This window comes from Streptomyces sp. NPDC098101 (assembly GCF_044760185.1).
Taxonomy (GTDB): Bacteria; Actinomycetota; Actinomycetes; order Streptomycetales; family Streptomycetaceae; genus Streptomyces.
Genome location: NZ_JBIWAS010000008.1, coordinates 247,745 through 269,663 on the forward strand (window position 1 = coordinate 247,745; position 21,919 = coordinate 269,663).

A 21,919-nucleotide genomic window follows, 5' to 3' on the forward strand; every position below is an offset into this window, starting at 1 on the left:
CCGGGCGCGTGCCAGACTCCAACCGGGCGGTTGGAGTCATCCGGCCCGCCCTCGGCACGACCTCCGTACGGCTCCGTTCCACACGCCCCGACGCCCGTCACGAAGCAAGGGATCCGCCGCCATGACCCGCACTCCCGAGACCCTCCGTACCGTCGACGCCTTCTTCGAGCGCTTCGGCGCCGGGGACCTACCCGGTCTGCTCGAACTCTTCGCGGACACCGTCGACTTCGACGTCCCCGGCTCCCCCGACGTCCCCTGGACCGGCGCCCGTTCGGGCCGCGACGAGATCGCCGGGTTCTTCACCGTCCTGGGCACCGCCCTCACCCCGCCCGAGGAGTTCACGGTCACCGCGACCGTCGTCGACGGCGTCCACGCGGTCGTCACCGGGCGCAGCCGCTTCGGCGTCGTCGCCACCGGGAAGACGTTCACCAACCCGTTCGCCCTGCACTTCACCGTCGTCGACGGAAAGATCACGGGCTACCACATGCACGAGGACAGCCACGCCATCGCCGCCGCCTTCGCGGCCTGAGACCGCCCGGGGAGCCGTACGGGCCCGCCGCGCCGGCCAGAAGACCCGGTGGTCCCGCACGGCCGCGCCCCGGCGATCGGGACCGGGGCGGGGACGGACGGGACCGGTGCGTTCGGAAGGGGACGCCAGGGGCGGACAGGGGACTGTCCTCAAGATCACCGAACGCCTTCCGACGCTAACCGCCGGGGCGGCACCGCCCCGGCAGGACACACGGCGCGGTCCGCGCCGCCGGGGGCGCTCACCGCTTCGGCGGAGCGCGCTCCGGGGCCCGGGAGCACGGCGCCGCCCCGGTCGTCCCTGGCCAGGAGCGGCGGTGGGCTGGCAGGATCGGCCCCATGTTCACCTCCCCGTCCCGTTCCGCCCGCCGCCGTGTCCTGGCGGTCGCGGCCGCGCTGCTCGCGGTGTGCGGGACGCTGGTGTGGTGGCTGGTCCCCTTCGGCCCTCCCGCCCCCAGCGGCTCGGTCACCTTCAGCACGGGCGTCCCCACCGGCGTGTACCAGCGGTACGGGAAGCTCCTCCAGCAGGCCCTGGCCCAGGACCTGCCCGAGGTGTCGATAAGGCTCACGGACAGCGAGGGCTCCCAGCAGAACCTGGCCCGGGTGGCGTCGGGCAAGGCGGACTTCACCATCGCCACGGCCGACGCGGTGGCCCAGTACCAGCGCGAGCGCAGGCCCGGCTTCGAGCGGCTGCGCGGCTGCGCCCGGTTGTACGACGACTACGTACAGCTCGTGGTCCGCAAGGGGTCGTCGCTGCAGAAGGTGGAGGACCTGAAGGGCCTGCGGGTCGGCGTGGGCCAGGACGGCTCGGGCGTGCGGCTGATCGCGGACCGGGTCCTCGCGGCGGCGGGCCTGGCCCCCGTACGGGACGTGAAGGCGGTCTCGGCGGGCATCGACACCATGCCGGGGCTCCTGGAGCGCGGCAGGCTGGACGCCTTCTTCTGGTCGGGCGGGCTGCCCACCGAGGCCGTGCAGAAGCTGGCCGACCGCGCCTCGGTCCGGCTGATCCCGCTGGACGGGAAGCTGGTCGACCAGCTGCACGACGTCGGCGAGTCGACCCGCCACTACCGCTCGGCGGTGATCCCGGCCGACGCGTACGCGAAGGCGCAGGACGGGCAGCGGGTCGAGACCCTGGCCGTGGCGAACCTCCTGGTCACCACGGAGGAGGCCGACGCGGACCTGGTGGAGGGCTTCACCCGTACGGTGATCAGGAGCAGGGACGGGATCGGCCGCCAGGTCCACCCGGCCCAGCTGGTGGACCTGCGCACCGCCGTCTACACGGACCCCCTGGAGCTCCACGAGGGCGCCCGGCGCTACTACCGCTCGGTGAAACCCTGACGGCGTGGAGCCCTGACTGCCCTCGCTCCGCGCCGCCACCACCCCGTGAAGCCCTGACTGCCCTCGCTCCGCGCCGCCACCACCCCGTGAAGCCCTGACGGCACCGCTTCGCGCCGCTACCGCCCGGTGAAGCCCTGGCCCTGCGCTTCCGCCGGGGCGTGCCGGGGGACGGCGACCGTCACCCGCAGGCCGTGCGGCTCGTTCGGCGCGAAGGCCACCCCGCCCCCGCCCGCCGTCAGCAGGACGCGCGCGATGGAGAGGCCGAGGCCCGAGCCCTTGACGTTCTGGTGGCGGCCCGCGCGCCAGAAGCGGTCCCCGACCCGGCCGAGCTCCTCCTCCGTGAGGCCCGGCCCACGGTCGGCGACGACGACGGCGACCGCCGTCCCGTCCGGGACGAGCCCGACCGTGACCGCGACCCGCTCCCCGGCCGGGGTGAACTTCAGCGCGTTGTCGATGACCGCGTCGAGGGCGCTGGAGAGGGTCACCGGGTCCGCCCAGGCCGTGACCGCCCCGCACTCCCCCTCCAGGACGACCCCCTTGTCCTCGGCGACCGGCCGCCAGGACGCGACCCGCTCGGCGGTGAGCGCGCCGACGTCGGTGAGCCTCAGCTCGGCCGCCGCGTGCTCGGCGAGCGCCAGGTCGAGGAGGTCGTCGAGGACCCGGGCGAGGCGCTTGCCCTCGGTCCGTACGGAGGCGATCTCCTCGTTCCCCTCGGGCAGCTCCAGGGCGAGCAGCTCGATCCGCAGGAGCAGCGCGGCGAGCGGGTTGCGCAGCTGGTGGGAGGCGTCGGCGACGAAGGCCCGCTGCTGTTCGAGCACCTCCTCGACGTTGTCGGCCATCTCGTTGAAGGAGCGCGCGAGGCGCCGCAGCTCGGGCGGGCCCCCGGTGGCGGCGACCCGGGAGTTCATCCGGCCGGTGGCGATGTCGTGGGTGACGGCGTCGAGGACGCGGACCGGCCGCAGCACCCAGCCGGTGAGCCGGAAGGCGGCGCCGACGGCGAGCAGCATCGCGGCGGCCTCGCCCGCGAAGATCAGCAGCCAGCCGCGCAGGATGCGGGAGCGGAGTTGGCCGGTGGGCGAGTCGGTGACCACGACGGCGACGACGTCCCCGTCCCGGACGACCGGGGAGGCGATGGTGAGCCGCGCGTCGGGCTGCCAGGGCCACACCTGGGGCGGGTCGTGGCTGCGGCGCCCGAGCAGCGCCTCGTTGAAGGCGCGCCTGCCCTCGCCGTCGTACGGGACGACCCACTCCTCGGGGGCGGCGGCCATGGCGCGGTTGTCGCGGTAGAAGATCCCGGCCCGGATGCCGTACACGTCGTGGTAGCTGGCGAGTTCGCCGCTGAGCACGGCGCCCCGCTCGTCGGTGCCGAAGCTGCGCTCGTCGACGAACTGGGCGAGGGCGGCGAAGCGGGCGGCGTCGTCGAGCCGGTCGACGACGACCCGCTGCTGTTCGGAGGCGGCGAGGCTGGCGGCGAGCGGGAAGCCCAGGGCGAGCAGGACGCCGGCCATGAGGACGATGAGCAGCGGAAGGAGTCGGGTGCGCACGGAGGGACCGCCGGAGGGTTACGCGGCGGGGGCGACCAGGCGGTAGCCGACGCCCCGCACGGTCTCGATCAGGGCGGGCATCCGCAGCTTGGAGCGCAGGGAGGCCACGTGCACCTCCAGGGTGCGTCCGGTCCCCTCCCAACTGGTGTGCCAGACCTCGCTGATGATCTGCTCGCGGCGGAAGACGACGCCGGGCCGCTGGGCGAGGAGGGCGAGGAGGTCGAACTCCTTGCGGGTCAGCTGGACGCTCTCGCCCTCGACGCTGACCCGGCGGGTGGGCAGCTCGATGGTGACGGAGCCGAGCCGCAGCCGGGTCCCTTCGGCGCTTCCGGCGGCCGCGCCGGTCTCCTCGGGCCCGGGGCTGCGCCGGCTGACGGCGTGGATGCGGGCGAGGAGCTCGCCGGGGTCGTAGGGCTTGACGACGTAGTCGTCGGCGCCGAGGTTGAGCCCGTGGATCCGGGAGCGGACGTCCGCGCGGGCGGTCACCATGATCACCGGGGTGGTGGTGAGCTTCCGGATGCGGCCGCAGACCTGGTAGCCGTCCTGGTCGGGCAGGCCGAGGTCGAGCAGGATCACCCCGTACGAGGGGCGCTCGCCGTGCGCGGTGGGCAGGACGGCCTGGAGCGCCTCCTCGCCGTTGCGGGCGTGGGTGACGGCGAAGCCGTGCTTCGCGAGGATCGCGGAGAGGGCGGCGGCGACGTGGTCGTCGTCCTCCACGAGCAGCAGTCGCATCCGTACCTCCTCCGTGATCTTCCGTGGTCCCGTCCGGGGTCTCCGCGCCGTCCTGGGCCGTTCTGAGGGTCGCGCGCCGGATACCGGGTCTCTGTGTACCAGGTGGTACCCGAGCATGAACACCGGACAACGGCGTCACAGTCAAGTGTCCCCCCGTTACGTGGGCGTTTCCGTGATGCACCTGGTACGACGGCCGGTGCCGACTTCACGCAGTGTGTCCGGTTGCGGCCGGATCGTTATCCTCAATTTCCGCTCAGATGTGATGACGGTCGTCACATCGGGTCTCTAGTGTCCTCCCCAACCGAGGAGGACGGAGCAAGAGGCCGATGAGCGGAGAGTCAGTGTCCAAGGAGCCGAAGGACGCCCTGTCCAAGGGTTCGCAGGACACCCCGCGTGCCGCGGACGACCTGGTCGTACTGTCCGACGTGAACAAGCACTTCGGCGCACTGCATGTCCTCCAGGACATCGATCTGACGATCACCCGCGGCGAGGTCGTGGTCGTCATCGGACCGTCGGGGTCCGGCAAGTCGACGCTGTGCCGCACGATCAACCGGCTGGAGAGCATCGACTCCGGCACCATCACCATCGACGGCAAGCCGCTGCCGCAGGAGGGCAAGGAGCTCGCCCGGCTGCGGTCCGACGTCGGCATGGTGTTCCAGTCGTTCAACCTGTTCTCGCACAAGACGGTGCTCGAGAACGTGATGCTGGGGCAGATCAAGGTCCGCAAGACGGAGAAGAAGGCGGCCGAGGAGAAGGCCCGCGCCCTGCTCGACCGGGTGGGCGTCGGCACGCAGGCCGACAAGTACCCGGCCCAGCTCTCCGGCGGCCAGCAGCAGCGCGTGGCGATCGCCCGCGCGCTCGCGATGGACCCGAAGGTCATGCTCTTCGACGAGCCGACCTCGGCCCTGGACCCGGAGATGATCAACGAGGTCCTGGAGGTCATGCAGCAGCTGGCCCGGGACGGCATGACGATGGTGGTCGTGACCCACGAGATGGGCTTCGCGCGCTCCGCCGCCAACCGCGTCGTCTTCATGGCGGACGGGAAGATCGTCGAACAGGCCTCCCCCGAGGAGTTCTTCAGCAACCCGCGCAGCGATCGCGCCAAGGACTTCCTCTCCAAGATCCTTCACCACTGAGCGAGTTCGGATTTACTCTTCCCAACTCACGCCTACGCAAGGGACTTTCCTCGATGAAGCTTCGCAACACCTCCGCCGCCGCCGCGGCCGTCGTCCTGCTCGCGCTGACCGCGACGGCCTGTGGTGGCGGGTCCGACTCCGGGAGCAACGGTGACAAGATCACCGTCGGCATCAAGTTCGACCAGCCCGGCCTGGGCCTGAAGACCCCGGACGGCACGTACGCCGGCTTCGACGTCGACGTCGCCCGTTACGTGGCCAAGGAGCTCGGCTACGCCGAGGACAAGATCAACTTCAAGCAGGCGCCGAGCGCCGAGCGCGAGAACCTGATCAAGAACGGCGACGTGAAGTTCATCGTCGCCAGCTACTCGATCAACGACAAGCGCAAGAAGGAGGTCGACTTCGCCGGTCCGTACTTCCTGGCCCACCAGGACCTGCTCGTGCGCGCCGACGACACCTCGATCACCAAGGTCGAGGACCTCAACTCCAAGAAGCTCTGCTCGGTCACGGGCTCGACCTCCGCGCAGAACGTCCGCGACAAGCTCGCCCCGAAGGCCGACCTCCAGCAGCTCGGCGGCTACTCCGAGTGTCTGACCGGCCTGCAGAACAAGCGCGTCGACGCCCTGACCACCGACGACTCCATCCTCGCGGGCTACGCCTCGCAGAAGGAGCACCAGGGCAAGTTCAAGCTCGTCGGCCTCCGGATGAGCGACGAGAACTACGGCATCGGCGTCAAGAAGGGCGACGACGAGCTGCGCGGCAAGATCAACAAGGCGCTGGAGAAGATGGTCTCCGACGGCACCTGGGAGAAGCTCGTCAAGGAGCACTTCGGCCCGTCCGGCTACAAGTACGAGCCCGCGCCGAAGGTCCAGGGCTGATCCACCCCGCCTCCGGAGTGACGGCCGTCCCGCACGGGGACGGCCGTCACTCCGACACCGGCCGCCGCCACCGCGACGGCCTCCACACCGACCGACCACCAGGGGAGAGCGCGGGGCATCGTGTTCGACTTTCTTGATTCCGGGCAGTACGACCTGCTCGGCGCCTTCTGGGTGACGGCGCAACTCGCCCTCTACTCGGCGATCGGCTCACTGATCTGGGGCACGGCCCTGGCCGCCATGCGGGTCAGCCCGGTCCCGCTCATGCGGTCCTTCGGCACCGCGTACGTCAACTTCGTCCGGAACACCCCGCTGACCGTGGTCATCGTGGCCTGCTCGCTGGTCCTCGACCAGACTCTCGGGGTCACGCTCGGCGGTTCCGACTTCAAGGAGGTCGGCTTCCGCCTCGCGATCCTCGGACTGGTCGCGTACACCGGCACGTTCGTCTGCGAGGCGCTGCGCTCCGGCATCAACACGGTGCCGCCCGGCCAGGCCGAGGCCGCCCGCGCGCTCGGCCTGAGCTTCTTCCAGGTCCTCACCCTGGTGGTGCTCCCGCAGGCCTTCCGCGCCGCGGTGACCCCGCTCGCCAACGTCCTCATCGCCCTCACCAAGAACACCACCGTGGCGGCGGCCATCAGCGCCGCCGAGGCGGCGTTCCTGATGAAGGAGATGATCGAGAACGAGGCCCAGGCGCTCTTCACCGTCTTCGCGATCTTCGCCTTCGGCTTCATCGTCCTCACCCTCCCCACCGGCCTGGCCCTGGGCTGGGCGGCCAAGCGACTGGCGGTGAAGCGATGAGCTCCGTCCTGTACGACAACCCCGGCCCGCGCGCCAAGCGGCGCAACGTCCTCTACACGGTCGGCTTCCTCGCGGTCCTCGCCCTGGTGGCCTGGTGGGTGCTCTCCGCCCTCGCCGACAAGGGCCAGCTGTCGGCCGACAAGTGGAGCCCGTTCGTCACCGACGTCCGGGTCTGGACGACGTACCTGCTGCCGGGTCTGGTCGAGACCCTCAAGGCAGCCGCGCTCTCCATCCTGATCGCGCTGCCGCTCGGTGCCCTCCTCGGCATCGGCCGGCTCTCCGACCATCGCTGGGTGCGCGTGCCCGTCGGCACGGTCGTGGAGTTCTTCCGCGCCATCCCGGTCCTGCTCCTGATGATGTTCGCGAGCGCCGTGTACGCGCAGTTCACGCCCGTGAGCTCCGACTTCCGCCCGCTGTACGCGGTCGTCACCGGCCTGGTCCTCTACAACGCCTCGGTCATCGCCGAGGTCGTCCGGGCCGGCGTCCTCTCGCTGCCCCGGGGCCAGGGCGACGCGGCCGTCGCGCTCGGGATGCGCAAGGGCCAGACCATGCTGTACGTGCTGCTTCCGCAGGCCGTGACCGTCATGCTCCCGGCCCTGGTCAGCCAGCTCGTCGTGATCGTCAAGGACACCGCGCTCGGCGGCGCCCTGCTCGGCTTCCCCGAACTGCTCAGCCAGAACCGGCAGATCACCGCCAACTACGGCGCCAACACGATCGCCACCTTCACGGTCATCGCGTTGATCTTCATCGCCCTCAACTTCGCCCTGACCACCCTGGCCGGTTGGCTGGAGCGGCGGCTCCGTCAGGGCCGGAAGACGGCCGGCGTCACCGAGAGCGCGGTCACGAAGACCGGCGAGGCCCCGGCGGAGGCCGTCAGCGGCGCGTGACCCTGCGGGGCCTGGAGCCACAAGAGCGGGCGGAGCGGCACCGACACCAGATCGGCCGCCCCGCCCGCTCTTCCGCGTACGGCGGCATCGCGGGACGGGCTGACGGGGCCTCTGGGTCGGCAGCCCGCCCCCGCTCCTTGCGTACGACACTGCCCAGGCGTCCCGTCCGCCTGCGTCTCGTGTACGGCTCCGCTCCAAGCCCAGCAGCCGCCTCCACCCTCGCGTACGACACCGCCCCAGAGCCCCCGTCAGCCCGCCCCGCCCCTCGCGTACGCCCCCGTCACGAGCCCGGCAGGCCGCCCCCAGCCCGCCGTTCGCGGCACCGACTTGAGGTCGGTCGCACCGCGCCCACCCCGTCGCTTGACGCAAGCACCCTCAGTGGGTTGCATACGGTCTGTGATCAACCACCGGGCCCGTGCCACACTCGACCGTGCTGCCCTCATGACCGTCCGGCCTTCAGGAGCCGCGCCGTGGACCCGGTGATCATCGTGGGCGCGGGGCCGGTCGGCCTCGCGCTCTCCCTCGCGCTCGCCGCGCAGGGCGTGCCCAGCGTCGTCCTCGACGAGGGCCCCGGCAAGGAGGAGCCCCGTCCGGCCCGGAGCGTCGTGCTGCGCGCCGACATGGCCGCGATGGTCGAGCGCCTCGGCTGCACGACCCTCCGTGACGAGGGGGTCCGCTGGGTCGGCTGGCGCGGTATGCGCCGCCGCCAGGTGGTGCGCCACCTGGAGCTCGACCTGGGCCTCGGCGGTACGGAGGAGTGGTCCGAGGACCCCGCCGCGCCCGCCGCCCCGGCGGCCCCGCTGCACATCCCCCAGCACGCCCTGGCCCGTGGCCTGCGCGACGCCGTCGCCCGGCAGAAGCTGATCGAACTCGTCCCCGAGGCCCGGCTCGACAGCGTCGAGCAGGACCGGGACGGGGTCGTCGCCCACACCCGGGGCCCGGCCGGCACCTGGTGGCGCGGCAGCCACCTCGTGGGCTGCGACGGCGCCCGTTCGACGGTGCGCAAGCTGCTCGGGATCCGCTTCCCCGGCCGTACGGCGGTGGAACGGCACGCCGTCGCCGCACTGCGCACCGAACTCCCCTGGCCCGGCGAGGCCCTGCTGCACCGTCAGCCGCCGTGGCGCGGCGCCGCCGAGGAGATCGGCGCGCGCCCGCTGCCCGACGGGGTGTGGCGGATCGACTGGCTGCTTCCGCCGCGCGGCGACCTGGTCACCCCGGACGCCCTGATCGCCCGCATCCGCGAGACCCTGGCCGGCTGGTGCGACGGCGTGACGCCCCCGTACGAGCTCATCGACACCGGGGTGCACACACTGCACCACCGGCTGGCCCGGCGCTGGCGGGTCGGCCGGGTCCTGCTCGCCGGGGACGCGGCGCACCTGCTCGGCGCGGTCGGCACCCAGGGGCTCGACGAGGGCCTGCGGGACGTGGACAACCTCGCCTGGAAGCTCGCCCTCACCTGGCACCACGGCGGTTCGGACCGGCTGCTCGACAGCTACCAGAGCGAGCGGCGGGCGGCCGTGGCCACCCGGCTGCGCGCGGCGGACCAGTCGCTGCCGGTGCTGCGCGGCGGCGGGGGCCTGCGGACGTACCTGCCGGGGGCCGCGCGCGGTCACGACGCGCTGCTGACCGACGGGCACGTGGGGCGCGGGCCGCTGGGCGCGCCCCCCGCGTACCCGCACTCCCCCCTCGCGCCTCCGTACGCCGACGGGCAGATCCCGGTCGGGACCCCGCCGGGCGCCCCCGTCGAGGACGTCCGCGTGACCGCCCCCGACGGCACGACCGTACGGCTCCGCGACCGGCTCGGTCAGGGCCGCCTCCTGGTCCTCCTGATCGCACCCGGCACCGGGGTGTGGGACCGGCGCCACTGGCGGACCGCCGGGGTGATGCCCCGCCTGGAGGAGGCCGTACGCGCCCTCCCGGTGCGGTCCGAGGTCCTGGTGTCGGAGTCCTACCCGGGGGCGCCGGCCCACGCCGTCCTCCTCGTACGGCCCGACGGGCACCTCGTCGCGGCGTTCTCCGGGGTGCGCCCCGAGGAGCTGTACGCGGCGGCGGACGCGGTCCGCGGCGGCCCCCTCACCGACCGGGAACCCGCCGAGGTGGCCTCCGGAAGGTCCTCCGGAGCACCCTCCGAGGTGCCCGCGGAGAGCGACCGCACGGCGGACATGCATTGATTCCGCCGGGGCCGCGTGGTGTACTCCGGAGCGTGACCGACACCGATGTGCGCCTGTGGCGGAGGGTCCACATGGACCTGCTCCGCTATGCGGGCTGCGTGTGTCGCCCGTCCTGCTGATCTCGCCCCTGCCCCGCGCGCGCCCCGCCGCCCCCTTCCGCGTCCGCCGACGCGGGTCCGTGTGTGCCGTGTGCCGTCGCGCGCTCTTCGCGAACCCACAGGACGGTCACCCGTGTCCCAGCACGCCACCTCGCTTCCACCCACCACCGCCCCGGCCGCCCCGGCTTCGTCCGTTCCGGCCGCCCCGAAGACTCCGACGGCTCCGACAACTCCGACGGCGACCGAGCTGCTCGACTTCGTCCGGCGCACGGCCGCCGACCGGGAACTGATCGCCTCCCTGCCGCTCGACCCCGAGGGCCGTACCTGGGTACGGCTCGACGGCCCCGGCGGCAGCGAGGCCTGGCTCATCGGCTGGCCGCCCGGCACCGGGACCGGCTGGCACGACCACGCCGAGTCGCAGGGCGCCTTCGCGACCGCGCGCGGAACGCTGACCGAGAACGCGCTCGCGGTCCGGCTGCCGGCGAGCGGCTGGAAGACCCTGGAACTGGCCGACGGGGTCGACCGCTCCCGCCGTCTGGGAGAGGGCGTGGGCCGGGCCTTCGGCCGCCACCACGTGCACGAGGTGTTCAACGACTCCCCGGACACCCACGCGGTGTCGGTGCACGCCTACTATCCGCCGCTCCCGCTGATCCGGCGCTTCAGCCGCACGGGCGCGGTGCTGCGTCTCGAGCAGGTCGAGCGGCCGGAGGACTGGCAGTGAGCGTCGAGGAGCGGGAGGACCGGGTGACGGAGCGAGTGGCGGATCGGGTGACGGATCAGGTGGCGGGTCGGGTGTCGAGCCAAGTGTCGGGCCGGGTGGGCATCGACGAGCTTCTGGAGCAGGTCAGGTCGGGGCTCGACCGGATCGAGCCCCGGGCGGCCTACGAGGCGTACGAGGCGGGTGACGCGCTCCTGGTGGACACGCGCTACGCGGCCCTCCGCGAGCGGGACGGGCTGATCCCGGGCGCCCTGATCGTGGAGCGCAACGAGCTGGAATGGCGGCTGGACCCCCTGGGCAGCCACCGCGCGGCGGAGGCCGACAGCCACGACCTGCGGGTGGTGGTCCTCTGCAACGAGGGCTACGCCTCCTCCCTCGCGGCCGAGTCCCTGCGCCGCCTGGGCCTGCATCGGGCGACGGACCTCATCGGCGGCTTCCAGGCCTGGAAGGCGGCCGGTCTCCCGGTCCTCCTTCCGGCGGCCCGGACCTGATGTGGACGGCCGGGGCCTCCCCCGGCCCTGCCGCCCGAACCGGACGAACCCTTCTGTCCCCCCACGCCAGAAGCTTCTCGGTGCCGAAAGCTCCCCCGCGCCAGAAGCCCGTCCGTCCAGAAGCTCCCTCGCCCCGGGAGGCTCCCCCGTACCGCAAGCTCTCCGCATCGCAAGACGCCGGCGTCAGCAGACCCCCGTCTCAACAGACCCCGGTGTCATGAGGCCTCCGTCTCAGCAGAAGACCCCGGTAACAGCAGCCCCCTCTCAGAGGGGCTCGTCCAGTCCCTCCGTGTCCTCGCCCTCCGCCTCCAGCGCCTGGCGGACGACGCGGAGGGCCATGCCCTCGGGGTAGCCCTTGCGGGCGAGCATCCCGGCGAGCCGCCGCAGCCGCCGGTCGCGCTCCAGGCCGCGGGTGGCGCGCAGCTTGCGGGCCACGAGCTCGCGCGCCGTGGCCTCCTCCCGCTCGGAGTCGAGCTGGTCCACCGCCTCCTGGATGAGGGTGGGCTCGACGCCCTTGGTCCGCAGCTCCCGGGCGAGGGCGCGGCGGGCCAGGCCCCGGCCGTGGTGGCGGGACTCCACCCAGGCCCCCGCGAAGGCGGCGTCGTCGATGAGCCCGACGTCCTCGAAGCGGGAGAGGACCTCTTCCGCCACCTCGTCGGGGATCTCCCGCTTGCGCAGCGCGTCGGCCAGTTGCTTGCGCGTGCGGGGGGTCCCGGTGAGCAGGCGCAGGCAGATCGCGCGCGCCCGCTCAGCCGGATCCTGGGGTGACAGCTCCTTCTCGGCCCTCGACGAGTCGGGGCTGTCACCCGGCCATTCGGTGCGCCCGGTCACCGGTTCAGCTCTTGACCGCGGTGGCCTTGGTCGCCTTCGCGGTCTTGGCCGCGGGGGCCGGGACGCTCTTGGCGGCGTCGTCCGCGGCGGCCGGGTCGGTGGCCGCCGCGTCCGCGCCCGGCTCGGCCGACAGGGCCTCGGGACGGACGCCGACGCCCAGCTTCTCCTTGATCTTCTTCTCGATCTCGTTGGCGAGGTCGGGGTTGTCCTTCAGGAAGTTGCGGGCGTTCTCCTTGCCCTGGCCGAGCTGGTCGCCCTCGTAGGTGTACCAGGCACCCGCCTTGCGGACGAAGCCGTGCTCCACGCCCATGTCGATCAGGCCGCCCTCGCGGCTGATGCCCTGACCGTAGAGGATGTCGAACTCCGCCTGCTTGAAGGGGGGCGCGACCTTGTTCTTGACGACCTTGACGCGGGTGCGGTTGCCCACCGCGTCCGTGCCGTCCTTGAGGGTCTCGATGCGGCGGATGTCGAGGCGCACCGAGGCGTAGAACTTGAGGGCGCGGCCACCGGTCGTGGTCTCCGGCGAGCCGAACATCACGCCGATCTTCTCGCGGAGCTGGTTGATGAAGATCGCGGTGGTCTTGGACTGGTTGAGCGCGCTGGTGATCTTCCGGAGGGCCTGGCTCATCAGACGGGCCTGGAGACCCACGTGCGAGTCGCCCATCTCGCCCTCGATCTCCGCGCGCGGGACGAGCGCGGCGACGGAGTCGATGACGATCAGGTCGAGCGCGCCGGAGCGGACCAGCATGTCGACGATCTCGAGGGCCTGCTCGCCGTTGTCCGGCTGGGACAGGATGAGGTTGTCGATGTCGACGCCGAGCTTCTTGGCGTACTCGGGATCGAGGGCGTGCTCGGCGTCGACGAAGGCGACCTGGCCGCCGGCCTTCTGCGCGTTGGCGACGGCGTGCAGGGTCAGGGTCGTCTTGCCGGAGGACTCCGGTCCGTAGATCTCCACGACGCGGCCGCGCGGCAGTCCGCCGACGCCGAGGGCGACGTCCAGGGCGGTCGAGCCGGTGGAGATCACCTCGATCGGCTCCTGGGTGCGGTCGCCCATGCGCATCACGGCGCCCTTGCCGAATTGGCGTTCAATCTGTGCGAGCGCGGCGTCGAGCGCCTTCTCGCGGTCGGTTCCTGCCATGGGTTCCACCCGGTTTGCTTGAGTCGATCGCTTCATGTGAAAGACGCTAACCCCTGCCACTGACAATGGGCCCCGGCGTCCCGCCCGACCTGTGGACAACTCCGCGACAACCCCGCGTTTCCAAGGGCCGGAACTCCATCAGAATGGATGTTCGATTTCAGTGTCAAGCGCGCCACGCGGACCCGGCCGGCCCCGCCGGGGCCCCCGCGGTGGCCGCGCCCGGCTCTCCCAGGAGGCAGAAGGATGAGTTTCCGGCTGGCGGCGTACGCCGTGTGCGTGGAGGACGGGCGGGTGCTGCTCGCCCGCCACGTGTCACCGGAGGGCGAGTCCACCTGGACGCTCCCGGGCGGCGGGGTGGAGCACGGGGAGGACCCGTTCGACGCGGTGGTCCGGGAGGTCGCCGAGGAGACCGGCCGCGACGCGGTGGTCGAGCGCCTGCTGGGCGTGGACTCGCGGACGATCCCCGCCGCCGAGGCCCGCGCGGGCGTCGAGCACCAGAACGTGGGCGTCTTCTACCGGATCCGGCTCGCCCCCGGCCGCCTCCGCCCCGAGCCGAACGGCGAGACCCCCGAATCGGTCTGGACCCCGCTGCCCGCCGTCACCGGCCTGCGCCGGTCGTCCCTGGTCGACATCGGCCTGGCCTTGGCGCGCTCCCTCCCGCCGACCGGCCACGTCGGCCCGGTCCCGGTCGGAGGCCTGATCCGGCACTGAGAGGCGTCCCGGGTCACTGCCCCGGCCGCTGTCACACCCCTGTGCCACCCTGCAGAGCATGTCCCTCGCCGATCTCACCCTCCACCAGTGGCGGTCCTTCGACCTGTCCACGGCACGCCGTTTCGCCCAGGAGGCCGCGCGCCGGGTGGACGGGCGCGTGACCGCCGTCGACACGGTCGAGCACCTCGGCGCCCCGCTGCACCGCGCCCGCGTGGAGCGGGACGGCCGGGAGTTCGCCCTGATACCCGGTGGCCCCGTGGCCCTCGGTTTCGACACCGCCGCCTGGCGGCCGACGCCCGCACAGCTCGCCGACTACGCGGAGAGCGTGGAGCAGGGCTTCGGCGACGGCCCCGACCTGCGGGCCCACCTCGCGCGCGTGCTCAGCCCCCGGCGCGAGGTCACGCTGTCCACGGTCCTCATGGCCGTGGACAGCGAGCGCCTGTCGGAGCCGCCCGCCGCCGTGCCCGCCGCGCTCGCGGAGCGCGGTCTGCGGATGCCGGACCCCGACGAGTGGGAGCACGCCTGCGGGGCCGGGGCCGACACCCTGTTCCGCTGGGGCGACGAGTGCCCCCTCGACCGGATCCCCTACGGGGACGACACCGGCCCGCACCGCCTGCCGAGCGCCTTCGGCCCGCGCATCGCCCACGACACGTACGACATGGAGCTGACGAGCGACCCCACCTCGGTGCACGGCGGGGACGGCGGCGAGTCGGTGTGCGGCGGCTACGGGAACCTGCTGGCGTGGCTCCCCCTGGCCACCGCCCACCGCAATCCCCACACGGCCGAGTTCGTGTACGGCCCGGACGGCGAGGACCTCGTCGAGGACGCCTCCGTCCGCCCCGTCCTCACGCTCTGAACCCGCCGAACCCACCGAACCCGCTGTACCCACCGGACCCGCTGTACCCATCGCACCCGCCGCACCCGCGAAGGCGCTCGCGCGGCGCGGCGGGGGCGAGCGGAGCCGTACGCGAGGCTCCCTCAGCCCCGTACCACCGGCAGCAGTTCCGGGCGCTTGGCCGCGCGGTCGTCGCCGGACGAGCGGCCGCGCAGCCGGCGGCCCAGCCAGGGGCCCAGGAAGTCACCGGCCCAGCGCAGTTCGGCACGGAGTCCCACCGGGAGGGGGACGGCCGGCGGTGGCAGCGGGCGGGTCCAGGAGTCGTCGGCGCCGGGCAGGCCGAGGGCCTGGGCGACGGCGGCGGCGATGCGCGCGTGGCCCAGCGGACCGGCGTGCAGCCGGTCGGCGCTCCACAGCCGGGGGTCGGTGACGACCGGGTGGTGGCCGGTCTCGACGACGATGACGCCGTGCCGGGCCGAGGCCTCGCGGATGCGCGCGTTGACGGCCCGGACGCGCGGGACGAGGGGCCGGGCCAGCGGGGTGATGCGGCCGACGTCGGGGAAGGTGAGCGTCGCCACGCGCGCGCCCTGCCCGGTCAGCGCGGCGAACATCTCCTCCAGGTGCCCGACCGTCGCGTCCGGGTCGAAGCGGGGCCGCAGCAGGTCGTTGAAGCCGGCGACGACGGTGGCGAGGTCCGGCCGGAGCGCGAGGGCGGGGGCGAGCTGTTCGGCGCGCACCTGTCCGGCGAGGCGGCCCCGTACGGCCAGGTTGGCGTAGAGCGTGCCGGGCCGGTCCCGGGCGAGCAGTTCGGCGAGCCGGTCCGCCCAGCCGCGCAGGCCGCCGGTGTCGTCGCCGTCGCCGACGCCCTCCGTCTGACTGTCCCCCAGCGCGACGTACCGCAGAAACGTGCCGTCCGTCATCGGACCTCCGCCTTCCCTCACCGTCGATCGACCCGGCGGGCGAGCGGACTCGCGAGTCCGTCCTTCACCCTCCCCTCACCCTACTCACTTCCTTGACTAGGCAACTGTGCTATTACTCCCCGTACCCGCCCTCCGTCCTATCCTTCGACGCATGTCCCTCCCCCTCCGCGCCCCCGGCGGCGGCCGTCCGTCGCCGCGTGCCGCCGACGCCCTCGTGGCGGGCGCCGTCCTGCTCGTCGTGGCGGTCTGGACGCTGGTCGCGGCGCGCCACACGGGCGAGCCCGCGCTCCGGGCGGCGCTCGGCTGGGCCCTCGTCCTGGCCGGCTGCGGGGCCCTGTACTTCCGGCGGCGGCAGCCGGTCGCGGTCGCCGTCGTCACACTGCTCGCCTGTGCCGTCTACTACCCGCTGTCCGCCCAGGACGGCCCGCTGATGATCACCTTCGCGCTCGCGCTCTACACGACCGCCGCCGAAGGACGCTTCGCCGCCGCCGTCGCGCTCGCCGCCGTCACCCTGGTCGCGGTCGGCGCCGGAGAGATCCGGCAGCAGCCGGGGCACCGGCAGATCGACGACACCTCGCTCGCCATGCTGGCCGGCTGGCTGATCAGCCTGGTCGCGGTGGGCCGCGCCCAGCGCACCCGGGCCGCCTACCTCCACGAGGCCGAGCAGCGGGCGCTGGCCGCCGAGCGGGAGCAGGAGGCACGGGCCCGGCAGAGCGCCACCGAGGAGCGGCTGCGGATCGCCCGCGAGGTCCACGACGTCCTCGGCCACAGCATCTCGCTGATCAACGTGCAGTCCGGGGCCGCGCTCCACCGGCTCGGCAAGAAGCCGGCCCCCGAGTCCGGACTCGCCACCGCGACCGAGGCCCTGGAGGCGGTGAAGGCCACCAGCAAGGACGCGCTGCGCGAGCTGCGGGCGACCCTAGGGGTGCTGCGCCGGGCCGGCGAGGCCACCCCGACGACCCCGGCCTCCTCGGGCCTCGCGCTCCTCGGCGACCTCGCCGGGCGGGCCCGGAGCGCCGGTCTCGACGTCCGTACGGGCGCCACGGGCACCCCCGTGCCGCTGCCGCCGCCCGTCGACCTCGCCGCGTACCGGATCGTGCAGGAGTCGCTGACGAACATCGCGCGGCACGCGGGCGCGAGGACCGTGGACATCGCCCTCGACTGGGGCCCGGACGCGGTGCGGCTGCGGATCGCGGACGACGGCGGGGGCGCGCCGGAGGGCCGGCCACCGGGCAGCGGCATCCGGGGCATGGCCGAGCGGGCCCGCGCGCTCGGCGGCGAGCTGACCGCCGAGAATGGGGAGGGCGGCGGTTTCCTGGTGGACGCCCGGCTGCCGTACGCCGTACCCGGGTCCGGGGAACCCCCTCGGGAGGACACCCGATGACCCGCGCCGTACCCGAGGAGAGCTCCCAGGAGGGCGCCCGATGATCCGTGTCGTGCTGGCCGACGACCAGACCCTGGTCAGGGCCGGTTTCCGGTCGATCCTCTCGGACGAGGAGGACATCGAGGTCGTCGGAGAGGCCGGCGACGGGGAGCGGGCGATCGGCCTCGCCCGCGAACTGCGCCCGGACGTGGTCCTGACGGACATCCGGATGCCGGTGCTCGACGGCCTCGAAGCCACCCGCCGCATCACCGCCGACGAGCGGCTTGAGGGGGTCCGGGTGGTCGTCCTGACCACCTTCGACGCGGACGACCACGTGTACGGGGCGCTGCGCGCCGGCGCCTCGGGCTTCCTCGTCAAGGACACCGAGCCGATGGAGCTGCTCCACGCGGTGCGGGTGGTGGCGCGCGGCGACGCCCTGATCTCCCCGGCCGTGACCCGCCGCCTGATCGCCGAGTTCGCCGGACGGGCCGACCGGCGGCCGGACCCGAGCCCCCGTCTGAACGCCCTCACCGAGCGGGAGCGCGAGGTCCTCGGCCTGGTGGGCGCGGGGCTCTCCAACGACGAGATCGCCGGTCGCCTGGTCCTCTCCCCCGCCACCGCCAAGACCCACGTCAGCCGGATCATGACCAAGCTGGCCGTACGGGACCGGGCGCAGCTGGTGATCCTGGCGTACGAGTCCGGGATGATCACGCCGGGCTGGCTTGCCTGACGTCCCTTAGGGGACGGGCTCCGGCGGGGACAACTCACGGGGTACGCGCGCGGGGACCGGCGCAACCCCCGGGGTACGGCCGGTGTCCACCCCGGGGTGACGCCCGGCCCCCCGTCGTACGCCGACGCTGAACGGGTGAACCAGGACGTACTCGATCTCGCGCGGCTGCAGTTCGCCCTCACCGCCGGCGGCCACTTCCTCTTCGTCGCCCTCACCCTCGGGCTCGCGACGGTCGTGGCGGTGCTCCAGACGCGGGCGACGCTCGGCCGGAACCCGGTCCACGCGCGCATGGTGCGCTTCTGGGGCCAGCTGTACGTGATCAACTACGCGGTCGGGATCGTCACAGGCCTGGTGATGGAGTTCCAGTTCGGCATGGCCTGGAGCGGGCTCACGCACGAGGCGGGCAACGTCCTGGGGGCCTCGCTCGCCGTCGAGACGGTCGTGGCGTTCTTCGTCGAGTCGACCTTCCTCGGCCTGTGGATCTTCGGCCGGCACCGGCTCAACCGCTGGGCCCACCTGGCCGCGATCTGGATCGTCGTCCTGACCGCATACCTGTCGGCGTACTGGATCCTCGTCTCCAACGGCTTCCTCAACCACCCCGTGGGGTACGGCTCCTCCGGGGACGGCGGGCTCGTGCTCGACGACCCGGTCGCCGTCCTCACCAACCCCTCGGCGCTCCTCGCCTTCGGCCACGTCCTGGCGGGGGCGCTGCTCACCGCCGGGTTCTTCATGGCCGGGGTGAGCGCGTACCACCTCTTCCGCCGCAGTCCGGAGTGGGAGTTCTTCGGCCGCAGCCTGCGGATCGGGGTGTTCCTGTCGGCGCCCGCGCTGATGGCGGCGGCCGTCTTCGGCGGGCTCCAGCTCGGGGCCCTCGCCACCCTCCAGCCGATGAAGGCGGCGGTCTTCGGCGGAAAGGCGGCCGAGGTCGCCCGTCTCCGGGCGGAGATGACGGAACGTTTCGGTCCGGGCGACTACGTGCCCTCGGAGGCCTGGACCCGGGGCGGCGGCCTGGTGATGCTCCTCTGCTTCGCCCTGATGATGTACCTGTGCTTCGCCGGGGTGGTCCTGGCCTGCTTCAAGAAGGCCGTCTTCCGGTTCCGGCTCTGGCACGTCGTCCTGATGGCGGCCGTGCCGCTGCCGTACCTCGCGATGATCAGCGGCTGGGTGTTCCGGGAGGCGGGCCGACAGCCGTGGGTGGTGTACGGGCTCCTCAGGACGGAGGACGCGGTCTCGGACCTCTCCCCCGGCGCCATGCGCCTCTCGCTCACCGTCTTCACCACGCTCTTCGTCCTGCTCGCCGTCCTCAACGCCCGGCTCCTCGCCCGGCACGCCCGCCGGGGTCCCGTCGACTCCGGCCTCGGACACGACGAACGGCCGGGCACGGACGGCGGGTCGAGCGGGCCGAGTGGTCCAGGCGACCCGAACGGACCGGGCGGGCCGGGCGATCCGGCCGACGCGCTGCCGGCCCCCCGCTACTGAGTTTTCGCTCTCCGCCCCTACCGGAAGAGGAGTCCCCCGTGGAGACCCCGGCCATCGCCCTGCTCGCCTTCTTCACCGCGGGCTGGTTCGTCCTCGCGGGGACGGACGTCGGCACCGGCATGTTCGCCCCGTGGCTCGGCCGGAGCGACCGCGAACGGCGGCTCGTCCTCGCCTCCTTCGCCCCCTTCTTCCTGGGCAACGAGGTCTGGCTGGTGGCCGCCGCCGGAGTGTTCGTCGGCTGCTTCCCCGACCTCGAAGGGGACCTCCTGAGCGGTCAGTTCCCGGTCGTCGTGGCCCTGCTCGCCGGGTGGGTCGTGCGCGACACGGGCCTCTGGTCGCGCGGCCGGGGCGCCGGACCGCGTGGGCGCGCCTACTGCGACGCCGCCGTGGTCTGCGGGAGCTGGACCGTCGCGCTCTCCTGGGGGTGGCTGCTCGCCGCCCTGCTCACCGGACGGCCGTACACCCCGGCGACCGGCCCGGCGGCGGTCCTCATCGCCCTCGCCGTGGCCGCGCTGTTCGCCGCGCACGGCCTCGGCTTCGCCGCGCTGCGGCTCACGGGACCGCCGTACGAGCGGGCCCGCCGGCTCGTCGGCCGGACCGGGCACCCGTGGCAGTCCTTCGCGCTCACCGGTGCCCTGCTCGCCTGGCTGCCGCTCTGGGCGGGGAGCGCGCTGCCGCTGGCCGACCGGGCGGCCGACCCGGCCACGCTCGCCCTGCTCGTGCCCGCGCTCCTCGTCGTCACCCCGTTGCTCGTGGCCGTCCAGGCCTGGACCTGGTACGCCTTCCGGCACCGGGTCACCCGGCCCTCGTACCTCTGAGCCCCGCGCTCCCGGGGCTCCGGCCGGAACGCCTCACTCCTCCGGCGCGGACTCCTTCTTGTGGTGCAGGGCCTTCTGGAGCCGGGCGACCACCGCCTCGCCGTACCTGCGGTGGCCGTGGACGCGCGGGTCGTCCGTCACGTCGTACCGCTTCACGTACGCGCCGAGGAAGGCCTGCAGGGTGGCGACGGCCGGGATCGCGATCAGCGCGCCGACGACCCCGAGCAGCGCCGTCCCCGCGATGACCGAGCCGAAGGCCACCGCCGGGTGGATGTCCACGGTCTTCGAGGTGAGCTTCGGCTGGAGGATGTAGTTCTCGAACTGCTGGTAGACCACGACGAAGCCGAGCACCCACACCGCGTACCAGGGGTTGACGGTGAAGGCGATCAGCATCGGCAGGGCACCGGCCAGATAGGTGCCGATGGTCGGGATGAACTGCGAGACCAGGCCGACCCACACGGCGAGCGCCGGGGCGTACGGCACGTCCAGGATCTCGAAGAGCACGAAGTGCGCGACGCCCGAGATGAGGGCCATCAGACCGCGCGAATACAGATAGCCGCCGGTCTTGTCGACCGCGATCTCCCACGCCCGCAGCACCTCGGCCTGCCGGGCGGGCGGCAGGACGGAGCAGAGCGCGCGCCGCAGCCGGGGCCCGTCGGCCGCGAAGTAGAACGAGAACAGGAAGATCGTGAGGAGCCGGAACAGGCCGCCGAGGACGGTGGCGGAGACGTCGAGGACGCCGGACGCGCTGTTCTGCACGTACCTCTGCAGCCAGTCGGACTTGAGCAGGCTGTCCTGGACCTCGACCCTCGACAGGTCCGTGTGGAAGCTGTCGTTGATCCATTTGATCAACGAGTCGAGGTACTTGGGGAAGTTCTCGACCATGTCGACGATCTGCCCGGCCAGCATCGACCCCAGGAGGACGACGAAGCCGGCGCTGAAGACGAGGACGGCCAGGAAGACCAGGAAGGTGGCGAGGCCCCGGCGCATCCCGCGCGCCGCCATGCGCCCGACCGCCGGTTCGATGGCGAGGGCGAGGAAGAAGGCCAGGAGGATGTTGACGAGGAGGCCGATGAGCTGGTGGAAGGCCCAGTTGCCCAGCAGGAAACAGGAGTAGAGGGCGAAGGCCAGGACGAGCGCGCGGGGCAGCCAGCGCGGCATCCGCGCGGTGGGGTCCGGGGGCGCGGTCTCCCGGGCGGGGGGCGCGTCCACGAGGACGCTGCCGCCGGTGCCGGTCCCGGCGGGCGGGGTCGGGGCCGGAGCGGCCGTCACATCGGTCGAACCGGTCCTGCCGGTGCCGTCGGACTCGCCGGTGTTCCGGGACTTCTCGCCGGTGCCGCCCGGCTCGCCGGTCCCCCGGGACTCGTCGGTGTCGTGCGTCTTGTCGGTGTCGTCGCTGTCGTCAGTCGGGGCCACCCCGCCAGTCTCGCGCACCGCGCGGACATTCCTCCGGGGCCCCCGCGCATCCCGTCGGCTCCTCCGCCCGGCGATCCGTCCGCCGGTCCGCCGGGCGATCCCCGGGCCAGCCCCTTCCGGCGGTGGGTCAGCGCTTGTCGGCAGGCACGTCGACGGCGGCGCAGACGGCGCGCCACACGTCCTTCGCCTCCCAGCCTGCGTCCAGCGCCTCCCGTACGGTCCGGCCGCCGAGTTCCGCCATCACGTGATCGCTCGCGAAGGACTCGGCGTACGACGCACCGAAGTGGTCGGCCATTCGTTCCCAGAAAATCGTCAACCGCATGACCCCAGTATCCCGCTCCGAAGAGTGCAGCCCGCTCCGGAGGTCT

The 21,919-nt window shown here is 73.1% G+C and carries 23 protein-coding genes; 16 read left to right on the plus strand and 7 right to left on the minus strand.

Annotated features, from left to right (window positions below; genetic code table 11):
- Window positions 1-121 precede the first annotated feature (121 nt).
- Both ACIQVI_RS30105 and ACIQVI_RS30110 read left to right on the plus strand, forming a co-directional pair.
- A complete protein-coding gene (locus tag ACIQVI_RS30105) occupies window positions 122-529 on the plus strand; it encodes a nuclear transport factor 2 family protein (RefSeq protein ID WP_121831066.1) in 408 nt (135 codons plus the stop codon).
- A gap of 335 nt (window positions 530-864) precedes the next feature.
- The gene (locus ACIQVI_RS30110) at window positions 865-1,863 is read left to right on the plus strand and encodes a TAXI family TRAP transporter solute-binding subunit (protein ID WP_403601563.1); all 999 of its coding nucleotides are present in this window, start codon (window positions 865-867) and stop codon (window positions 1,861-1,863) included.
- A 116-nt stretch (window positions 1,864-1,979) separates the two neighbouring features.
- Here ACIQVI_RS30110 and ACIQVI_RS30115 read toward each other — a convergent pair whose 3' ends face one another.
- Window positions 1,980-3,407: an ATP-binding protein gene (locus tag ACIQVI_RS30115; protein WP_403601566.1), complete on the minus strand. Its 1,428-nt coding sequence runs from the start codon at window positions 3,405-3,407 to the stop codon at window positions 1,980-1,982.
- Between the two features lie 18 nt (window positions 3,408-3,425).
- Window positions 3,426-4,139, minus strand: coding sequence for a response regulator transcription factor (locus ACIQVI_RS30120; protein WP_351972716.1), 714 nt, complete (start codon window positions 4,137-4,139; stop codon window positions 3,426-3,428).
- A gap of 326 nt (window positions 4,140-4,465) precedes the next feature.
- On the opposite strand from ACIQVI_RS30120, the gene ACIQVI_RS30125 reads away from it, so the two are divergent.
- From ACIQVI_RS30125 to ACIQVI_RS30160, 8 genes are all read left to right on the plus strand, one after another.
- Window positions 4,466-5,275: an amino acid ABC transporter ATP-binding protein gene (locus tag ACIQVI_RS30125; protein WP_383402764.1), complete on the plus strand. Its 810-nt coding sequence runs from the start codon at window positions 4,466-4,468 to the stop codon at window positions 5,273-5,275.
- Between the two features lie 53 nt (window positions 5,276-5,328).
- Entirely contained in the window at window positions 5,329-6,150 is an 822-nt protein-coding gene (locus tag ACIQVI_RS30130; RefSeq protein WP_403601570.1) for a glutamate ABC transporter substrate-binding protein, read from the plus strand.
- Between the two features lie 120 nt (window positions 6,151-6,270).
- Window positions 6,271-6,945 (plus strand): amino acid ABC transporter permease, encoded by a 675-nt coding sequence (locus tag ACIQVI_RS30135; protein WP_403601573.1) that lies wholly within the window; start codon window positions 6,271-6,273, stop codon window positions 6,943-6,945.
- Window positions 6,942-7,832 carry an amino acid ABC transporter permease gene (locus ACIQVI_RS30140; RefSeq protein ID WP_403601576.1) on the plus strand — a complete coding sequence of 297 codons (891 nt, stop codon included), beginning with the start codon at window positions 6,942-6,944 and terminating at the stop codon, window positions 7,830-7,832. Before ACIQVI_RS30135 ends, ACIQVI_RS30140 begins: the two co-directional genes overlap by 4 nt.
- Before the next feature lie 470 nt (window positions 7,833-8,302).
- Window positions 8,303-10,003, plus strand: a complete 1,701-nt coding sequence (locus ACIQVI_RS30145) for an FAD-dependent monooxygenase (protein ID WP_403601579.1) — start codon at window positions 8,303-8,305, stop codon at window positions 10,001-10,003.
- Between the two features lie 71 nt (window positions 10,004-10,074).
- Window positions 10,075-10,122, plus strand: a complete 48-nt coding sequence (locus ACIQVI_RS30150; protein ID WP_311314449.1) for a hypothetical protein — start codon at window positions 10,075-10,077, stop codon at window positions 10,120-10,122.
- A 112-nt stretch (window positions 10,123-10,234) separates the two neighbouring features.
- Entirely contained in the window at window positions 10,235-10,822 is a 588-nt protein-coding gene (locus ACIQVI_RS30155; protein WP_403601582.1) for a cysteine dioxygenase, read from the plus strand.
- Between the two features lie 71 nt (window positions 10,823-10,893).
- Complete coding sequence (locus ACIQVI_RS30160; protein WP_351972426.1) at window positions 10,894-11,310, plus strand: rhodanese-like domain-containing protein; 417 nt, start codon at window positions 10,894-10,896, stop codon at window positions 11,308-11,310.
- 264 nt (window positions 11,311-11,574) lie between these two features.
- Here ACIQVI_RS30160 and recX read toward each other — a convergent pair whose 3' ends face one another.
- A complete protein-coding gene (gene recX / locus ACIQVI_RS30165; RefSeq protein ID WP_351972425.1) occupies window positions 11,575-12,141 on the minus strand; it encodes a recombination regulator RecX in 567 nt (188 codons plus the stop codon).
- Window positions 12,142-12,145: 4 nt separating this feature from the next.
- Window positions 12,146-13,279: a recombinase RecA gene (recA, locus tag ACIQVI_RS30170; RefSeq protein ID WP_121831081.1), complete on the minus strand. Its 1,134-nt coding sequence runs from the start codon at window positions 13,277-13,279 to the stop codon at window positions 12,146-12,148.
- A gap of 243 nt (window positions 13,280-13,522) precedes the next feature.
- Between recA and ACIQVI_RS30175 the strand changes: the two genes are divergently transcribed.
- Window positions 13,523-13,990, plus strand: coding sequence for an NUDIX hydrolase (locus ACIQVI_RS30175; protein ID WP_403601586.1), 468 nt, complete (start codon window positions 13,523-13,525; stop codon window positions 13,988-13,990).
- Window positions 13,991-14,048: 58 nt separating this feature from the next.
- On the plus strand, window positions 14,049-14,846 hold the full coding sequence (locus ACIQVI_RS30180; protein WP_403601590.1) for a hypothetical protein: 798 nt from the start codon (window positions 14,049-14,051) through the stop codon (window positions 14,844-14,846).
- 122 nt (window positions 14,847-14,968) lie between these two features.
- On the opposite strand, the gene ACIQVI_RS30185 is transcribed toward ACIQVI_RS30180, so the two are convergent.
- Entirely contained in the window at window positions 14,969-15,745 is a 777-nt protein-coding gene (locus ACIQVI_RS30185) for an SGNH/GDSL hydrolase family protein (RefSeq protein ID WP_403601593.1), read from the minus strand.
- Between the two features lie 151 nt (window positions 15,746-15,896).
- Between ACIQVI_RS30185 and ACIQVI_RS30190 the strand changes: the two genes are divergently transcribed.
- From ACIQVI_RS30190 to ACIQVI_RS30205, 4 genes are all read left to right on the plus strand, one after another.
- Window positions 15,897-17,129 carry a sensor histidine kinase gene (locus ACIQVI_RS30190; RefSeq protein WP_403601597.1) on the plus strand — a complete coding sequence of 411 codons (1,233 nt, stop codon included), beginning with the start codon at window positions 15,897-15,899 and terminating at the stop codon, window positions 17,127-17,129.
- A gap of 40 nt (window positions 17,130-17,169) precedes the next feature.
- The gene (locus tag ACIQVI_RS30195; protein WP_403601600.1) at window positions 17,170-17,838 is read left to right on the plus strand and encodes a response regulator; all 669 of its coding nucleotides are present in this window, start codon (window positions 17,170-17,172) and stop codon (window positions 17,836-17,838) included.
- 135 nt (window positions 17,839-17,973) lie between these two features.
- Window positions 17,974-19,317 (plus strand): cytochrome ubiquinol oxidase subunit I, encoded by a 1,344-nt coding sequence (locus ACIQVI_RS30200; protein WP_403601603.1) that lies wholly within the window; start codon window positions 17,974-17,976, stop codon window positions 19,315-19,317.
- Window positions 19,318-19,355: 38 nt separating this feature from the next.
- Window positions 19,356-20,135 (plus strand): cytochrome d ubiquinol oxidase subunit II, encoded by a 780-nt coding sequence (locus tag ACIQVI_RS30205; protein WP_403601606.1) that lies wholly within the window; start codon window positions 19,356-19,358, stop codon window positions 20,133-20,135.
- 33 nt (window positions 20,136-20,168) lie between these two features.
- On the opposite strand, the gene ACIQVI_RS30210 is transcribed toward ACIQVI_RS30205, so the two are convergent.
- Window positions 20,169-21,296 carry an AI-2E family transporter gene (locus tag ACIQVI_RS30210; protein WP_403601652.1) on the minus strand — a complete coding sequence of 376 codons (1,128 nt, stop codon included), beginning with the start codon at window positions 21,294-21,296 and terminating at the stop codon, window positions 20,169-20,171.
- Window positions 21,297-21,678: 382 nt separating this feature from the next.
- Window positions 21,679-21,873 carry a DUF3046 domain-containing protein gene (locus ACIQVI_RS30215; RefSeq protein WP_030221389.1) on the minus strand — a complete coding sequence of 65 codons (195 nt, stop codon included), beginning with the start codon at window positions 21,871-21,873 and terminating at the stop codon, window positions 21,679-21,681.
- Window positions 21,874-21,919 lie beyond the last annotated feature (46 nt).

What these genes read in the sequence shown, in the direction of transcription:
- ACIQVI_RS30105 (WP_121831066.1), top strand. Translation starts at nt 122, where the DNA reads ATGACCCGCACTCCCGAGACCCTCCGTACCGTCGACGCCTTCTTCGAG.
- ACIQVI_RS30110 (WP_403601563.1), top strand. Translation starts at nt 865, where the DNA reads ATGTTCACCTCCCCGTCCCGTTCCGCCCGCCGCCGTGTCCTGGCGGTC.
- ACIQVI_RS30120 (WP_351972716.1), bottom strand. Translation starts at nt 4,139, where the DNA reads ATGCGACTGCTGCTCGTGGAGGACGACGACCACGTCGCCGCCGCCCTC.
- ACIQVI_RS30125 (WP_383402764.1), top strand. Translation starts at nt 4,466, where the DNA reads ATGAGCGGAGAGTCAGTGTCCAAGGAGCCGAAGGACGCCCTGTCCAAG.
- ACIQVI_RS30130 (WP_403601570.1), top strand. Translation starts at nt 5,329, where the DNA reads ATGAAGCTTCGCAACACCTCCGCCGCCGCCGCGGCCGTCGTCCTGCTC.
- ACIQVI_RS30140 (WP_403601576.1), top strand. Translation starts at nt 6,942, where the DNA reads ATGAGCTCCGTCCTGTACGACAACCCCGGCCCGCGCGCCAAGCGGCGC.
- recA (WP_121831081.1), bottom strand. Translation starts at nt 13,279, where the DNA reads ATGGCAGGAACCGACCGCGAGAAGGCGCTCGACGCCGCGCTCGCACAG.
- ACIQVI_RS30175 (WP_403601586.1), top strand. Translation starts at nt 13,523, where the DNA reads ATGAGTTTCCGGCTGGCGGCGTACGCCGTGTGCGTGGAGGACGGGCGG.
- ACIQVI_RS30180 (WP_403601590.1), top strand. Translation starts at nt 14,049, where the DNA reads ATGTCCCTCGCCGATCTCACCCTCCACCAGTGGCGGTCCTTCGACCTG.
- ACIQVI_RS30185 (WP_403601593.1), bottom strand. Translation starts at nt 15,745, where the DNA reads ATGACGGACGGCACGTTTCTGCGGTACGTCGCGCTGGGGGACAGTCAG.
- ACIQVI_RS30190 (WP_403601597.1), top strand. Translation starts at nt 15,897, where the DNA reads ATGTCCCTCCCCCTCCGCGCCCCCGGCGGCGGCCGTCCGTCGCCGCGT.
- ACIQVI_RS30195 (WP_403601600.1), top strand. Translation starts at nt 17,170, where the DNA reads ATGATCCGTGTCGTGCTGGCCGACGACCAGACCCTGGTCAGGGCCGGT.
- ACIQVI_RS30210 (WP_403601652.1), bottom strand. Translation starts at nt 21,296, where the DNA reads ATGCCGCGCTGGCTGCCCCGCGCGCTCGTCCTGGCCTTCGCCCTCTAC.
- ACIQVI_RS30215 (WP_030221389.1), bottom strand. Translation starts at nt 21,873, where the DNA reads ATGCGGTTGACGATTTTCTGGGAACGAATGGCCGACCACTTCGGTGCG.